General features: G+C 38.3%; 16 protein-coding genes. 9 read left to right on the top strand and 7 right to left on the bottom strand.

The window, feature by feature from the left end:
* The first annotated feature begins 39 nt into the window (after positions 1-39).
* From galE to ACQKNI_RS14140, 7 genes are all read left to right on the top strand, one after another.
* Positions 40-1,032, top strand: coding sequence for a UDP-glucose 4-epimerase GalE (galE, locus tag ACQKNI_RS14170; protein WP_001084641.1), 993 nt, complete (start codon positions 40-42; stop codon positions 1,030-1,032).
* Between the two features lie 240 nt (positions 1,033-1,272).
* Entirely contained in the window at positions 1,273-2,466 is a 1,194-nt protein-coding gene (locus ACQKNI_RS14165) for an efflux RND transporter periplasmic adaptor subunit (protein WP_098882726.1), read from the top strand.
* Positions 2,463-3,143: an ABC transporter ATP-binding protein gene (locus ACQKNI_RS14160; protein WP_088229909.1), complete on the top strand. Its 681-nt coding sequence runs from the start codon at positions 2,463-2,465 to the stop codon at positions 3,141-3,143. Before ACQKNI_RS14165 ends, ACQKNI_RS14160 begins: the two co-directional genes overlap by 4 nt.
* A complete protein-coding gene (locus tag ACQKNI_RS14155) occupies positions 3,140-4,339 on the top strand; it encodes an ABC transporter permease (protein ID WP_406911522.1) in 1,200 nt (399 codons plus the stop codon). Before ACQKNI_RS14160 ends, ACQKNI_RS14155 begins: the two co-directional genes overlap by 4 nt.
* Positions 4,340-4,426: 87 nt before the next feature.
* Positions 4,427-5,137 carry a Yip1 family protein gene (locus ACQKNI_RS14150; RefSeq protein ID WP_098841199.1) on the top strand — a complete coding sequence of 237 codons (711 nt, stop codon included), beginning with the start codon at positions 4,427-4,429 and terminating at the stop codon, positions 5,135-5,137.
* A gap of 16 nt (positions 5,138-5,153) precedes the next feature.
* Positions 5,154-5,834, top strand: coding sequence for a Yip1 family protein (locus tag ACQKNI_RS14145; protein ID WP_098252739.1), 681 nt, complete (start codon positions 5,154-5,156; stop codon positions 5,832-5,834).
* Between the two features lie 218 nt (positions 5,835-6,052).
* Positions 6,053-6,523: a sigma-70 family RNA polymerase sigma factor gene (locus ACQKNI_RS14140; RefSeq protein WP_088229905.1), complete on the top strand. Its 471-nt coding sequence runs from the start codon at positions 6,053-6,055 to the stop codon at positions 6,521-6,523.
* A 55-nt stretch (positions 6,524-6,578) separates the two neighbouring features.
* Here ACQKNI_RS14140 and ACQKNI_RS14135 read toward each other — a convergent pair whose 3' ends face one another.
* Positions 6,579-7,088, bottom strand: a complete 510-nt coding sequence (locus ACQKNI_RS14135) for a competence protein ComK (protein ID WP_098252737.1) — start codon at positions 7,086-7,088, stop codon at positions 6,579-6,581.
* Positions 7,089-7,280: 192 nt separating this feature from the next.
* On the opposite strand from ACQKNI_RS14135, the gene ACQKNI_RS14130 reads away from it, so the two are divergent.
* The gene (locus ACQKNI_RS14130; RefSeq protein WP_088229903.1) at positions 7,281-7,679 is read left to right on the top strand and encodes a DUF4359 domain-containing protein; all 399 of its coding nucleotides are present in this window, start codon (positions 7,281-7,283) and stop codon (positions 7,677-7,679) included.
* Between the two features lie 173 nt (positions 7,680-7,852).
* Here the strand turns inward: ACQKNI_RS14130 and ACQKNI_RS14125 are convergent, their stop codons facing one another.
* Both ACQKNI_RS14125 and ACQKNI_RS14120 read right to left on the bottom strand, forming a co-directional pair.
* Positions 7,853-8,068, bottom strand: coding sequence for a DUF2922 domain-containing protein (locus tag ACQKNI_RS14125; protein ID WP_088229902.1), 216 nt, complete (start codon positions 8,066-8,068; stop codon positions 7,853-7,855).
* 98 nt (positions 8,069-8,166) lie between these two features.
* On the bottom strand, positions 8,167-8,391 hold the full coding sequence (locus ACQKNI_RS14120) for a DUF1659 domain-containing protein (protein ID WP_088229901.1): 225 nt from the start codon (positions 8,389-8,391) through the stop codon (positions 8,167-8,169).
* A gap of 110 nt (positions 8,392-8,501) precedes the next feature.
* Here ACQKNI_RS14120 and ACQKNI_RS14115 point away from each other — a divergent pair, with 110 nt between their 5' ends.
* The gene (locus ACQKNI_RS14115) at positions 8,502-8,984 is read left to right on the top strand and encodes a VanZ family protein (RefSeq protein WP_088229900.1); all 483 of its coding nucleotides are present in this window, start codon (positions 8,502-8,504) and stop codon (positions 8,982-8,984) included.
* Positions 8,985-9,015: 31 nt separating this feature from the next.
* On the opposite strand, the gene ACQKNI_RS14110 is transcribed toward ACQKNI_RS14115, so the two are convergent.
* The 4 genes from ACQKNI_RS14110 to ACQKNI_RS14095 all read right to left on the bottom strand — a co-directional run bounded on the left by ACQKNI_RS14110 (position 9,016) and on the right by ACQKNI_RS14095 (position 14,774).
* Positions 9,016-11,772, bottom strand: a complete 2,757-nt coding sequence (locus ACQKNI_RS14110) for a DEAD/DEAH box helicase (RefSeq protein WP_144559706.1) — start codon at positions 11,770-11,772, stop codon at positions 9,016-9,018.
* Positions 11,756-13,375, bottom strand: a complete 1,620-nt coding sequence (locus ACQKNI_RS14105) for an SWIM zinc finger family protein (RefSeq protein WP_427282441.1) — start codon at positions 13,373-13,375, stop codon at positions 11,756-11,758. Before ACQKNI_RS14105 ends, ACQKNI_RS14110 begins: the two co-directional genes overlap by 17 nt.
* A gap of 138 nt (positions 13,376-13,513) precedes the next feature.
* Positions 13,514-13,816 (bottom strand): DUF3910 family protein, encoded by a 303-nt coding sequence (locus ACQKNI_RS14100; protein ID WP_088229897.1) that lies wholly within the window; start codon positions 13,814-13,816, stop codon positions 13,514-13,516.
* Positions 13,817-13,895: 79 nt separating this feature from the next.
* Positions 13,896-14,774, bottom strand: coding sequence for a cell wall-binding protein EntA (locus ACQKNI_RS14095; RefSeq protein WP_427282440.1), 879 nt, complete (start codon positions 14,772-14,774; stop codon positions 13,896-13,898).
* Between the last annotated feature and the right edge of the window lie 11 nt (positions 14,775-14,785).

The following is a 14,785-nucleotide window of genomic DNA, read 5'->3' as shown; positions in this document are numbered from 1 at the left end:
GAGTGAGTAAGAAATCCTAATATATGTAGGAGGAAGACAATGAATTCAATCTTAATCTGCGGTGGAGCTGGTTATATCGGTTCTCACGCTGTGAAAAAATTAGTAGATGAAGGTTTATCTGTAGTAGTGGTAGATAATTTACAAACAGGTCATGAAGATGCGATTACGGAAGGTGCGAAGTTTTATAATGGTGACCTTCGTGATAAAGCATTTTTAAGAGATGTTTTTACAAAAGAAAATATTGAGGCGGTTATGCATTTCGCGGCTGATTCTTTAGTTGGGGTTAGTATGGAGAAGCCTCTGCAATATTATAATAACAATGTGTATGGTGCACTTTGCTTATTAGAGGTAATGGATGAGTTTAAGGTAGATAAGTTTATTTTCTCTTCTACTGCGGCAACGTATGGTGAGGTAGATGTGGATCTTATTACTGAGGAAACGATGACAAATCCAACGAATACGTATGGAGAGACGAAGTTAGCAATTGAGAAGATGCTTCATTGGTATAGCCAAGCTTCTAATTTACGTTATAAGATTTTCAGATACTTTAATGTGGCTGGTGCAACTCCGAACGGTATTATTGGGGAAGATCACCGTCCAGAGACGCATTTAATTCCTCTAGTGCTGCAAGTGGCGTTAGGTCAACGTGAGAAGATTATGATGTTTGGTGATGATTATAATACACCAGATGGTACGTGTATCCGTGATTACATTCACGTTGAAGATTTAGTAGCGGCTCATTTCTTAGGTCTTAAAGACTTACAAAACGGCGGAGAAAGTGATTTCTATAACTTAGGAAATGGTAATGGTTTCAGTGTAAAAGAAATCGTTGATGCAGTTCGTGAAGTGACAAATCATGAAATTCCAGCTGAGGTAGCACCGCGCCGTGCGGGAGATCCAGCACGTTTAGTTGCTTCTTCTCAGAAAGCGAAAGAGAAGTTAGGATGGGATCCACAGTATGTAAATGTGAAGACAATCATTGAGCATGCTTGGAATTGGCATCAGAAGAAACCTAATGGGTATGAGAAATAGGTTGTATATGTGAAGAGCGGGTATCGTCTTATGACGATACCCGCTCTTTTTGTTGTACGTATCTTTCCTTAAAACTATCTTAAAAGATAAGATGTCATATTTCTAATCATTGGTATTTTTGTTACAATATAAATGAATGTGTAAAACTTTGTAAAAAGAATGTAATAATATGTATTTTGTTTTCAGAAAGTTTTATACAATTTTATTATTAAACTATTAAGTTATAAAGGGAGAGAGACTATGTTACCAAATACGGTTCGTACTCCAAACAAGAAAAAGAAATGGATTATTTTCGGGGTTATTGCACTAATTGTTATTGTTGCAGCAGTTAATATTTTTATTATGCAAGGCAAGAAGAAGGGTGCATCAACAAATGCTGATGCTGTGAGTTTTGAGAAAGTAACAGAGCGTAAGCTGAATAATACGAAGTTAATTTCTGGTCAGGTGAAGCCGGGGAATATTGAAAGTTTTTATGCGGATCCGACTAAGGGAAAAGTGAAAGAGATTGTTGTGAAAGAAGGGCAAGAGGTAGAGAAAGGTACGAAGTTATTCTCTTATGATAATGAAGAAATTAATCTTCAAATGAGGCAAGCTGAGCTTGATGAGAAGATGGCTGATATGCGTTATGATCAAGGGAAAAAGAAGATTGATTCGTTGAAGAAAGAAATTAAGAAGGCGAAAGATAGCGGCGCTGGGAAAGAAGTAACAGATCCGATGGAAGAGCAAGTAAGTGAGTTAGAGATGGTTCAAAAGACAACTGACCTTGAGAAAGAGAAAGGGAAGTTGCAGAAAGAAGAATTAAGTAAGAAGCAGAAAGAGCTTACGATTTATAGTAATTTTGCTGGTGTTGTTCAAAAGTTAGATAAAGATGCGGCGCAAAGTTCTTCTCAAGCGTTAGGTGGTCAAGGTAAGGCGTTTTTACAAGTAGCTTCTAAAGATCCGTTCCAAATTCAAGGGACGTTAACTGAGCTTCAGAAGTCACAAATTCAACCAGATCAAACATTCACTGTCACTGCGAAAGCAAATAATAAGAAGAAGTGGACAGGTAAGATTACAGAGGTAAGTGAGTTCCCAACGAGTGCAGAGATGGCTCAAGCTGGCGGTATGGGTGAGGCGACTCAAAATATGTCTCAGTATACATATAAAGCAAGTCTTGATACGCAAGATGGTTTATCTCCAGGTTATCACGTTTCTCTGCAAGTGAATTTAGAGAATAAGACGATGATTGCTGTTCCAAGTAAGAGCGTTGTAGAAAAAGGCGAGGATGCATTTGTTTATGTTGAGGATAAAGGAAAGCTTCGTAAACAAAATGTGAAAAAAGGTGCAAATGATGGAGATTGGACAGAGATTGTAGAGGGCGTAACAGTGGGGCAAAAGGTGGTTAAAAATCCTTCCGACAACGTGTATGACGGAATGGAAGTGAAAGAGAAATGATTACGTTAAATAATATTGCTAAGACGTATTATCAAGGGAAGCTTGCGGTGCCGATTTTGCATGATATTAGTTTAACGATTCAGAGCGGTGAGTTTGTTTCGATTATGGGGCCGTCTGGTTCTGGTAAGTCGACGCTTATGAATATTATCGGTTGTTTGGATCGTCCAACAGAAGGCGAATATATGCTGAATGATGTGAATATCTTAACAGCAGATGAGTCAAAGCTTGCTTTAATTCGTAATGAGTATATCGGCTTTGTGTTTCAGCATTTTAATTTACTGCCGCGTCTTTCTGCGGTGGAAAATGTTGAACTTCCGCTCGTATACGGTGGGGTGAAGAAAGCAGAGCGTCGTCAAAGGGCTCTGGAAGCACTTAGTAAGGTTGGTTTATCAGACAGAGTTCATCATTTGCCAAATGAGTTATCAGGTGGACAGAAGCAGCGTGTCGCAATTGCAAGGTCGATCGCGAATAATCCAACGTTTATTATGGCCGATGAGCCGACTGGGGCGCTTGATACGAAGTCTGGTGAGCAAGTTATGAATATTTTCACGAAGCTCAATGCAGAAGGTACGACGATTGTTATGGTTACGCATGAAGAAGAGGTAGCGGCTTATTCATCTCGCCGCATCGTACTGCGAGACGGGAAAATTACAGAAGATAGAAGGTGTGCGGTATGAGTTTGCTAGATAGTATCAAAATAGCCTTATCTTCTATTTTAGCTCATAAACTGCGCTCAGCTCTTACGATGCTAGGTATTATTATCGGAGTTGGTTCTATTATTACTGTCGTTGCAATTGGGCAAGGCGGGGAAGCGATGTTGAAGTCAAAAATCGCTGGTTCTGGTAATAATCTTATGCCAATTCAGTTTAAACCAGATATTAATGATGAGTTTGCTATAGGTGGATTTGAAATACCGAAGTTAACGGAAGAAGATATTCTAGAAGTAAGACAAGTGAAGGATGTTTCACACGTTATTACGACAAACCAGACTTCAGAGATGCTTGATGTAAATGATAAAAAAGCAAATTTGAATGTTATTGGGCTTGATAATGAGTATTTTGCGGTAAATAAAGTAAAGGTGGTAAAGGGACGCACCTTTACTGAATCAGATATTTCTTATGCGAATAATGTCGTGATGATTAGTACGAAAACAGAGGAAACGTTATTTAAGGATGAAAATCCAGTCGGGCAAATTATTGAGATGAAAGGACAACCGATGCAAATTATCGGTGTGTACAAATCAGATAATGAGTTTATGGGATTTGAAATGGAAGAAGGGTTAATCCCGCTCACTTTATGGCCTGTGTTATACGGAACAGATGAAATTCAAAATATCGCAATTCAATCTAAAAATGTAGACGACTTAGAAATAGCAGGGAAAAAAGCGGTAGAGGTATTGAATAGTCGTAAGCCAAGTGAAATTCCGGGTCAATATGAATTGGTAAATTTAAAAGAGTTCCAAGAAGGAGTTTCTAAAGTCACTAACATTATGACAATGATTATTGGTGGTATCGCTGGTATTTCACTAGTCGTTGGTGGTATTGGTGTTATGAATATTATGCTCGTATCTGTAACGGAGCGTACGCGCGAAATTGGGATACGTAAAGCGCTTGGAGCAACGCGTAGTAAAATTTTATTACAGTTTTTAATTGAAGCTGTTATGTTAACGCTTCTAGGTGGTTTGATCGGAATTGGTCTTGGATATGGCGGGGCATATATTGTATCCACATTCGCGAAATGGCCACCGCTCGTTTCGTGGGAAGTTGTCGTTGGAGGCGTATTATTCTCTATGACACTTGGTATTATTTTCGGATTAATTCCAGCGAACAAAGCTGCGAAGTTAGATCCAATTGAAGCACTGCGTTATGAGTAGTTTACTAGTGTAGTAGATAGGGTATGCATTACCGTTCTAGTGAATCGTTCACTAGAACGGGCTATATAAATAGAAGGAGGCGTTATGATGGAGGCGAATATGAATACACAAAAAGCTGGTGGAGAGAGGCCATCATTGCTTGGGATGATTACATCTCCAGGCTTACAGTTTGAGAGAATGAAGACGAGCGAGAAAGTATGGGGTATGTTTTTCCTCGTTGCACTGTTACAAGGGCTTGTAGGTAGTTTGACGACATATGTCGTGAATACGTCACCTGAAATGGTTAAGATGCAGAAAGAATTAAGTGAATTTGGTGGTGAATTTGCTACAAAGAGTTCTCTTACATCAGAAGTGATCTACGGTGGTGTATCAAGTTTTGTAGGAACAATGCTTGGGGCTATAATTATTGCAGGTATTTATAAGGTGTTTATGATGTTCTTTGGGAACGATACGTCTTATAAAACGTTGTTAACGATTGTTGTATATACGAATATTGCTCTTATTATCGGTGGACTTATTAATGGTGTTATCGGTTTAATGTTAGATGGCGGGGCAACGCAGTATACAAGTTTAGGACCATTATTTGAGCAAGGTTCACTTGCATATGGAATTGGTAATACGATTGAATTGTTCTATTTATGGAATTTAGTTTTAATTTGGCTAGGGTTACAAATTACAGCTGGATTAAGCAAAGTGAAAGCGGCGATTCCAATTATCATTTTATTCATTATTAAAGCGGCATTTTTAGCAGCGATTGTTGTGTTAGTAGCAGCATTTTTACCAAATATGCCAATCTAAATAAGGAGGCGTTATAATGGAAACGAATATTAATACGCAAGATGTAGATTCGAAAAAGCCATCATTATTTGGAATGATTACATCTCCAGAGGTACAGTTCGAGCGAATGAAGACGAAAAGCCCGGTATGGGGAGCATTTATCATATTTGTTCTACTTGGAACGGTTACAGCAGCTGCGGTATTTTATTTATCGGTGGTTAATACGCCAGAAGTGGCAAAAGAATTGAATGGCCAAGATGGGCAGATGATACAATGGTTTGCCCTTGGCGGCGGAGCACTGTTTGGTTTGTTCGGAACACCTATCGGCCTCTTTATTGCAGCAGGTTTTTATAAAGTTATTATGATGTTAATGGGAAATGATACTCCTTACATGAAGATATTATCTATTTACATTTACGCTAATCTTGTTTTCTACATTGGCGGATTGTTAAATATAGGATTAGCTTTCATTTTCGATGGAAATGGAACGGATGCTTATACAAGTTTAGCTCCTTTATTTGAAAAAGGGACAGTTTGGAACGGTATTGCATCTTCAATTGAGATTTTTAATATTTGGAGTTTAATTTTAACAGGATTAGGGTTACATATTGTAGCAGGTTTAAGTAAGAAAAAAGCTACAATTCTAATTGTGATTTTCTTTATCTTAACGATTGGATTAGGTTTTCTTAAAGGTTTAGGAAACAGTTTTGGCGCATAATATATTTTTGTGAAAAGGTGGCTCTTACTAGAGTCACCTTTTTTATTTTTGCCCCTATTTCAAATACAACCAGCAGAATTTCAAATACGGTCTAGTGTAATTTCAAATTTCGGTGGTGGTATTTAAAATTGCCCACAATGAACTTTCTTTTTCTTTTTTATATTGTAAAGGTACCGGCGGAATAACAAAGAGGTATACCTTTTAGAAGTGGGTACTGTGTGAAGCCAGCAACTTTTAAAGAGGCAGTTGTGTTGTATGAAGGAATGATTGTAAATCAAATAAAGAAGTTAGGTATTTATCAAGATCATGAGGAGTACTATCAATGTGGTTTAATTGGTCTTTGGTACGCGTATGAAAGATTTGATGCGGAGAAAGGAAGTTTTCCTGCATATGCAGTTGTAACGGTGCGTGGTTATATATTAGAGAGATTGAAGAAAGAGTTTGCAGTGCAAGAAAAGTGTGTATATGTAGGAGAGTATGAGGATATCTTCCATGCTGAAGAGATTGAAACGAGAGCGAAGGATTTTATGAGTGTATTAAATGAGAAGGAGAAGTACATTATTTTTGAACGCTTTTTTGTAGGAAAGACGATGGGGGAAATCGCTTTAGAGACAGAAATGACCTATTATCAAGTGAGATGGGTGTATCGACAAGCACTCGAGAAAATGCGAGATAGCGTAAGAGGATAAATAGTAACATAAGAATGGAAGGCAAGAAATGTTGCTTTCCATTCTACTTGTTATTTTACGGTAGTAAATTTAGTAAGGGGCTTTTACATTGTAGTGAATCTTGCATGTTCATACGTGATAGTACGTATCCGGCTTTTAACAATTGTTGCGTTAACTTATGAGGACTGATGTGTATGGTAGTAGTAGTGCCATTTGAAAAATGAATGGTAGTTTGTTTGCTCCTTTCGGAAAATTCTATGTCATCTATATGATTATAAAATAGCCATATACAGTTTGGAGAAGAAGGAGATTCTGTAGGGAATACGCAAATATATTCTCTATGGTTAATTGGAATCGGGACATTTTGTTTGAATTTGAAATTTATTTGGATTGCATTACGTCTGCCTTGATAAGTAGAGTGAACGTTCATTAGGCAATATTTCTTTATGAGTTGAAGAGCGGTTTGACGGGATTGTATATGATTCCCGCTACTGTCGATAAGTGTTGTGCAATAGTAAGGGTGCTTGCAGGGCTCTAGCATCATTGTAGAATTAGAAATAAAAATATCATTTTCATCATTGGCCATAATTCTAAGTCCTCCCTTATAAAATATTATTCTCAATATCATTATATACGAATTAAGTAAATTTAATGTTAATCTTTTGTTTCATATTGTAAATTTTAGTTGTTCGTTTACAATACAAGATGTAATAGTTTTTCTAATTTGCATCGCTTGTACATATATATGAAAATAGAAAAGAGTAGGCGGTGAGATAGTATGAAGAAAAGGTATATTATTATGGCCCTAGTTGTTGTTCTCCTCGTATATTTAGCAAATAGTAATCCGAGTAAAGGAGAATATACAGACTGGGCAGCGAAGCAGTTTATGAAACGTAATGATGTGAGTAAGAAATTAGACGAAGTTCAAAAAGAGAACGAAGAGGGTCTCCTTGGCGATTTAGCATCTGCTGGTAAGAAGTTGGCGAAAAAGTATGTTGAGCCGCAAGTTGGGTTATTAATCGATCATTATACAAAACGGAATGATTATATTTTCTTCTCAACATATACGACCGAGTTTGATTTAGGCGGAGAACACTATAAATATGTTTGTGTTGGTGTTTCAAAGATTTTTATCCCAATTGAAATGCCGAAGAAAAAAGACGAATCTGCAAAATGATGCAGATTCGTCTTTTTCATTTATCCCGCTTTAATGGGCAGTAAGACCCCCACCTCAAAATTCAGCGAAAGCAAAGAATTTAGGTGGGGGTCGGGCTGCCCATAAAAGTCCGATTGGTGAAGGCTAATAATCAGTGGGGGATGAAGAAAACCCCCACTGATTAAAGTTTCACTTTATAGTGTAATTGGAATTTCAGAGACGTTTTTTTCTACGAGACGGGCTCCCTTTTTCTGCGTATTTTCATCAATTGATGAAAATACAGATGAGGCAAGAATGGTATCCATTACTTGGTTTACGACTTGTGTATCGACGGGTGTGATGGGCTTCTCGATAGAAAAAACAACTGTTTTTCCACTTTCTTTCGCGAAAATTAATTCTAGTACTTGCATGCGTTTTTCCTCCTTTTTATTGATCACGTAAACGTTCGGTTAGTGCGGATAATAATCAGCGGGGGATGAAGAAAACCCCCACTGATTAAAGCTTCACTTTATAGGTTAGAAAGATCTGATGTGCTTACAAGCTGTACAGCGTGAAGTGATGATTCTTGTAATGAGGCAAGAGCACGTGCTACGTTGTGTACTTGCTCTAAGTTTGCGTTTGTTTTCACACGTTTAAATTGTTTGTTCTTGAAAACTGTTTTGCCGTTCTTATCTAATCCGTTGTTTAAGACAAGGCGCAACGTTAAGTCCATTACGATTGTTTCGACTGCCATGTTTATCACCCCCTTTCACTTTATAAATAGGGGACAAATGTCATGTTTTGGCGTGAAATTTTATTTTTTTTTTGGTACTCTTAAAAGACTAGGAGAGGAGTTTCGGAAGAATGAATCGTAAATTATTTTGGATTCCTGTAGTACTATGGATGGGGCTGATTTTCTATTCTTCAGCACAACCGTATACAAAGCAGGATGTACGCTCAGATATTGAACAATATATAAATGTTGAGTTTGTGAAAGAGCATTTTTCATGGGTATCTATCGATTATGGTGGAGGTACACCTGTTAGTATTGAAAATAAAGGTGTAGGCGGATTTGTTGAGTTTTTCCTTCGTAAAGGCGCTCATTTTATGGTGTTCTTTATGCTTGGTTCATTGACGTATTACGCGTTTTATCGATCGGGTTATTCGAGAAAAAGGTGTTTTCTATACGCTCTCCTTTTCGTTGCGGGATACGCAACATTTGATGAAATCCATCAATCGTTTACAGGAGATCGTACACCGATGTGGCAAGATTCATTGTTAGATACGTGCGGCGGATTAACGGGGATTATAATAAGTAATTGGTTTTGGCATAGAAAAAGGAGCTAATCTCATTACGAGATTTGCTCCTTTTTTAAGTTTATACACCAAGTAATTCTTTTAATTCGTCTGTCGATAGTTCAGTCATCCAACTATCGCTTGTAATGACAGCGTTGTTTAATGATTGTTTTCGTTCTAACATTTCATCAATTTTCTCTTCTAACGTTCCTGTAGTAATGAGTTTATGAACATGAACGAATCGTTTTTGACCAATGCGATATGCGCGGTCCGTTGCTTGGTTTTCTACAGCAGGGTTCCACCAACGATCATAGTGAATAACGTGGTTGGCTGCAGTTAAGTTTAAGCCTGTTCCGCCAGCTTTCAATGATAGGATGAAAATATCATACGTTCCGTTTTGGAACTGTTCAATCATTTTATCTCGCTCTTTCTTCGGTACACTACCGTTTAAGAAGAGGACGCGCTGACCGAATTTTTCTTCTAGCACACGTTTTAGCATGTTCCCCATGCCAATGTATTGCGTGAAGATGAGGCAACTTTCATTTTGATCTTTTATATTTTCGATGAGCTCCATTAACGTTTTTGTTTTCATAGAGCGTTCAACGACATTTTGTGGTTCTTCTTCTTTTAAATAAAGAGCAGGATGATTACAAATTTGTTTTAGCTTGTTCAGCATAAGTAATATAAATCCGCGGCGCTCAATCCCGCTTAATCCTTCTACATTTTGTAATGTATCTTGAACAAGTTGTTCATATAAGGACGCTTGCTCCCCAGTAAGAGGGCAGTAAGCTTTTTGTTCTAGTTTATCTGGTAAGTTTAATGCGACTGTTTGATCTTTCTTCGTTCGGCGCAGTAAAAATGGTGAGATAAAACGTTGAACTTGTTGGATTTTTCCTTCATCACGGTCTTTTTCAATCGGTGTGACGAAGCGGCGCTGGAATTGTCCTAAGCTGCCGAGATATCCATGATTAATAAAGTCGAAAATGGACCAAAGCTCAGCAAGGCGGTTTTCCATCGGCGTACCGGTTAAAGCGATTTTATGATTTGCCTGCAAGTTTCGTACTGCTTTCGACTGTTTCGTATGCGGGTTCTTAATATTTTGTGCTTCATCCAAAATAACAGCGTCCCAGCATAACGAAGTCAGTTCTTCTTCATCGAGCTGAGCTAATGCGTAAGACGTTAATACAACATCTGCTGATTGAAGGAAATCTTCAAATGACTCGCCCTTATCTCGGTTACTTCCGTAATGTAATTGAACACGTAAATTCGGTGCGAAACGCTCAAATTCTTTTTGCCAATTTCCAAGAACGGATGTCGGCGCTACGATTAAGGCAGGGCCTGTTTTGAGATTATTTTCTTTTGCATATAGTAAGTAAGTAATCGTTTGAATACTTTTGCCAAGTCCCATATCGTCGGCTAATAATGCCCCAAATCCAAGTTTTCGTAAATATAATAACCACTCAATGCCGTGTTGTTGATACGGACGTAGTGTTGCATCTAGTGAAGAAGGGACGTCTACTTTTGGGATATCGCCAATATGTAAGAGCTTTTGGAATAGCTCTTCATAATATCCGTCTAGTTCAATTTCGATATCTGCAAACGGGCTATCCTCTTCTACAATTTCTGTTTCAGCTGTATTTGATAGATGTTGCTGGAGGACATCTTTCATTTCTAGTCCATATTTATCGGCACGGTTCATGAGTTTTCTTACTTCTTCAATAAAGGCGGGATCTAGTCGCATCCATTGACCATTTATATTGAATAACCGTTTGTTTTGTTCAACGAGTTCGAAAAATTCGCTTTCTGACAAATCAATGCCGTTCGTTGAAATGCGCCAGTCAAAATTAACGAGCGTATTCATGCCGAAGAAAGATTGTGTTTGCGTGGCATTTTGCTTCAGCTGCACACGTAATTTTGGTTTTGTTGCTTTTAAATTTTGCCACCATGATGGTAGTAGAATCGTAATACCAGCTGCGAGTAATTCGTTACTTGCTTCTGTTAAGAAGTTCCACGCTTCTGTTTCAAAGAGTTCAGTTCGGAACGTATCATCTTCCTTAAGCCACGGTACGAGCTTACTAAAACCTTCTTGTGTTTCGGTAACACGTTCTTCATAGTCGTGCCATCTTTTCGGTAAGGAATCGATGTTTTCATATACATATATGCGATGTGCCCCGCGCTTTGGCGTAACAACCGTCTCAAGTTTCCACATTTCAAATTCTTCCTGTGGTTCTTGTAGTCTTAAGCCGACTGTAAACGGAAGATCATCTTCAATGTAACCAATTTTTCGAAGCCAATCTTCTTCATGTAGTGCTGCTTCCAGCTGTCTTTTCGTAAAGTCATAATGTTCATATAGCCTTTTTGCATCTTCCCATCCGTCATTTGAACGGTTATCTTGTAATATGCTTTCATTTACTGCGGCTGAGAAAAGAGATGCTAATGTGTCATCTTCGATTGGTGTATTTTGAACTTTCCAAGATGGCTGTTTGGGCCAACGCTCCATATCGGGTACGAAGCTACCGCTTGTGAAGGCATCCCATAATTCATTCGCATCTTTCGCAAGTGCTGTAATAGGGCCGTTCATTTGAATATGTGCAAAGGAGTTCATCGGTTTGTTTGCGATGTATTCAAATGCTTGTGCGTTTGTTAGGATAACACCTTGTTTTCCTTCAAAGGTTGCTTCTTTTAGAAACGTACCGTAGAAAGAAGTGGCGTGCCATGTGAATGCATTTCGTTTCCAACTTGTTACGGATAATGGAGTACCGCTGTCATCTTCTCCCCAAAGGAACCAACCTTGACTAATGTGCTGGAGCCTAATTGTTACTTCAGTTTGATTGATCATCGATTAATTTTCCTTTCCGTAATTCCTCTTGTAGTGCACGCAAACGTGAATGTAGATTGGCGATGTGAATGATGAAAGCATCCCATTCGTCGGTACGTTTTAATCGTTTATATAATATACGTAATTTTTTTAAGTAACGAACGGCACGTCTATATGATTTACGATTTCGCTCTTCAATTGCTTCTACGGCAGCAAGATGATAAAGAGGAAGTGCTGCTTCAGGCGCTTCTTTTTCAATATCTTTCAGCGGTTCCTTTAATAGTTCAATTGCTTCAAATCCATATAAGAGATGAAGTTCTGCCCATGTACGATACTGTTTCTTCGCGAGTACGTATTGCTCATAGTTTGCGAAACTATACGGCAGGAGTTCTTGCAAAATCATTTCGAATCCAGCTTGTTCATTTGTATGTGTTGCATATGTTTCATACATGATGACAAATAACCGAACGATATCTTTTATGAAGATTGTATTTTCATGTTCATGTATCGTTTCCTTTACTTGTTTATACGTAAAGGAAAGCCAGTTTTTCGCACGATCCCACTGCATGGCACTTAATAGCTCTTCTAACCAATAGAAATACAGACTTACAACAGAAGCAGGTTGTTTTTTTAGTAAGTCCATTGCTAATTGGTCTTCTTCCTTTAAAAAGAGTAGGTGAGAAGATGCTAATGCTTTGGAAAGTGGATTGATTTTCGTATCAATTCGTTGTTCTTCCGCTTGCAGTTTCTCTTTATTGTTTAAGAGTTCACTCCATACGTGACGATAAATGAAATATCGTTCTTGTGTATAGGAGTCGGTTGAGAAGAATACTTCATGAACGAGACGAGCTGTTTCTTGCAAAATAGCTTCCACTTCTTGAGGAATCGCATCTGATTGTAAGTCCCGAACGATTGCTTCCACTTTATCTACAAATAACCGAACGACGTTAACAGGCTGATGATAAGAATACGTTTTATTTACTTCAAACGACTGAATTTCTTCTAGCAATTTTTGAAAGCAATAAAGTGCAGCATGTAGCCGGAATAATTCATGTATCGCAATGACGCGCGGAGCTTTCCGTTCAAGTTTTGTATAGAAGTCCGTAAAGATACTCATAAGAAAATACATTTGTTTATAAGTAAGCCGAGCTTGTTCTTTTTTAAATGAATCATATTCTTTGTCAAAATACGATTGCCAACTTTTATAATCGCTTTCTTCAAAAGCTGATGATTGCAATACTTGTCTTGCAGTTCGAATCGGAGGAAGGGAAGGTTTCGTATTATTTTTAAATAAAGTTAATACATCCCCTACTTGCCCGAAACTAGACGCTGCAGATAGTAACACAGCTAGCATATGCTCACATTGTGTTGGTGCGAAGCAATCGCAATAGCTTTCAGCGACATTACGAATCGGGATGTGGACGCTATATACGCTGCCTTCCGCATCTACAGTTCCAGATAGCGTATACCCATCAAAGTCAACGTTATAGACAACACCACTACGATATAGGTGCCGAGCTGTAGCGACATGTTCCTGATCAGCCGTTTGCTGTGGATCTAGTCCTTGAACGAACTCATTCGCAATCATCATAATTTCATCTTTCGTAATTGAGTGTTGCAGCATAATATTCCTCCGTACACAGATTTCTTTCCTTTACCATTATAAACAAAAAATGCTCAAAACAGAAAAAATGAAGTTAGGATTACAAAAAAGGATGTTGCCTAGTTGAACTTTCCTACTAAGTAACATCCTTTTTTGTAATTAAGAGCGTGATTCCTGTAATACCGCTTTTACGTATGGGTCGTGTAATATTTGTTTTATAATTGGTAACATGCTTTCTTCGAATGGAATATCGATGGGAAAAGGCTTTTGGGAGCCTGGTTTTATCCCGTATTGCACGATTTTGTAATGTGTATTTCCTTCAGACTTGAGCACAATTAACTTATAGCGATTGTCATCGCCAGCGAGTGAAAAATCAATGGAAATAGCGTCATATGTGATTTCATCTTTATATATATACGGTTTTGGTGTACCAATCCAGTCAACTTTTGCTTGTATATTCATGGGCGTAGCCTCCTTATATGTATTATAAAAAAATAAAAGCCGACTCTCAATAAAGAGAACCGGCTGTAGTAGTCATTGGTTATTTTAAAATTTTCACTTTAACAGTTTTGCGTCCCCATTTTTGGGCAGCGCTATCTGATCCAACTAGAACGTCGATACGGTTACCTTTAATTGCACCGCCAGTATCTCCAGCGATAGCTTCTCCGTAACCTTCAACCCATACTTTAGATCCTAATGGGATTACTTTCGGGTCAACAGCGATCATTTTCATATTTGGGTTCGCTGTTAGGTCATGACCCATTGCAGTTAATACGCGGCCGCCATATGTGCCACCGTTTTCGCTCGGGTGAGCTGTATATGCTGTAGCTTCAACTGTTAACTCACGACCACCAGAAGGTTCGCTAGTTTCAGCAGCTTTCACAGCAGGCTTAGCAGCTGGTTTTGCTTGTGCTGCAGGTGCTTGAGCTTTAGCTGGTGCTTGCGCTTTAGCAGGAGCAGGTTGTTCTTGTTTTTCAATAACAGGTGCTGTACCTGTTAAGAAAGGAACGTGAACGTAAGCTGTTTTCCCGTTATATTCAAATTGTAACCACTCATTTTGTACTTGGTACGTTGTTTCGATCATATCGTCTTTCTTAAGCGTTCCAAGAATTTCTGAGTTTGTATTCGCTTCAGCACGTACGTTTAATACGTTAGCTGTTACGTAGTAGATGCTTTTTGTAAACTCTGTACTTACGAATGCGTCTTTACCATCTAAAGAGATTTTTGACCATCCATTTTCTGCATTTAGAACATCTATCTTATTACCGTTTAGTAATTTACCGACAACTTTTGATTCCGTAGTAGGGTTTTCGCGTACGTTTAGTACGTCTGTTGTTACAACAGTTTCTGCATTAGCAGTTGATGTGAAAATCCCAAGACCAAAAACTGCTGCTGTTGCTATACCAATTAATTTTTTCATGATAGCCTCCA

The sequence above is a fragment of the Bacillus sp. NPDC094064 genome (assembly GCF_050279585.1).
Lineage (GTDB): Bacteria > Bacillota > Bacilli > Bacillales > Bacillaceae_G > Bacillus_A.
This window is presented reverse-complemented; position numbering and strand designations above follow the sequence as displayed.

What these genes read in the sequence shown, in the direction of transcription:
- galE (WP_001084641.1), top strand. Translation starts at nt 40, where the DNA reads ATGAATTCAATCTTAATCTGCGGTGGAGCTGGTTATATCGGTTCTCAC.
- ACQKNI_RS14165 (WP_098882726.1), top strand. Translation starts at nt 1,273, where the DNA reads ATGTTACCAAATACGGTTCGTACTCCAAACAAGAAAAAGAAATGGATT.
- ACQKNI_RS14160 (WP_088229909.1), top strand. Translation starts at nt 2,463, where the DNA reads ATGATTACGTTAAATAATATTGCTAAGACGTATTATCAAGGGAAGCTT.
- ACQKNI_RS14155 (WP_406911522.1), top strand. Translation starts at nt 3,140, where the DNA reads ATGAGTTTGCTAGATAGTATCAAAATAGCCTTATCTTCTATTTTAGCT.
- ACQKNI_RS14150 (WP_098841199.1), top strand. Translation starts at nt 4,427, where the DNA reads ATGGAGGCGAATATGAATACACAAAAAGCTGGTGGAGAGAGGCCATCA.
- ACQKNI_RS14145 (WP_098252739.1), top strand. Translation starts at nt 5,154, where the DNA reads ATGGAAACGAATATTAATACGCAAGATGTAGATTCGAAAAAGCCATCA.
- ACQKNI_RS14135 (WP_098252737.1), bottom strand. Translation starts at nt 7,088, where the DNA reads ATGGCCAATGATGAAAATGATATTTTTATTTCTAATTCTACAATGATG.
- ACQKNI_RS14130 (WP_088229903.1), top strand. Translation starts at nt 7,281, where the DNA reads ATGAAGAAAAGGTATATTATTATGGCCCTAGTTGTTGTTCTCCTCGTA.
- ACQKNI_RS14125 (WP_088229902.1), bottom strand. Translation starts at nt 8,068, where the DNA reads ATGCAAGTACTAGAATTAATTTTCGCGAAAGAAAGTGGAAAAACAGTT.
- ACQKNI_RS14120 (WP_088229901.1), bottom strand. Translation starts at nt 8,391, where the DNA reads ATGGCAGTCGAAACAATCGTAATGGACTTAACGTTGCGCCTTGTCTTA.
- ACQKNI_RS14115 (WP_088229900.1), top strand. Translation starts at nt 8,502, where the DNA reads ATGAATCGTAAATTATTTTGGATTCCTGTAGTACTATGGATGGGGCTG.
- ACQKNI_RS14110 (WP_144559706.1), bottom strand. Translation starts at nt 11,772, where the DNA reads ATGATCAATCAAACTGAAGTAACAATTAGGCTCCAGCACATTAGTCAA.
- ACQKNI_RS14105 (WP_427282441.1), bottom strand. Translation starts at nt 13,375, where the DNA reads ATGCTGCAACACTCAATTACGAAAGATGAAATTATGATGATTGCGAAT.
- ACQKNI_RS14100 (WP_088229897.1), bottom strand. Translation starts at nt 13,816, where the DNA reads ATGAATATACAAGCAAAAGTTGACTGGATTGGTACACCAAAACCGTAT.
- ACQKNI_RS14095 (WP_427282440.1), bottom strand. Translation starts at nt 14,774, where the DNA reads ATGAAAAAATTAATTGGTATAGCAACAGCAGCAGTTTTTGGTCTTGGG.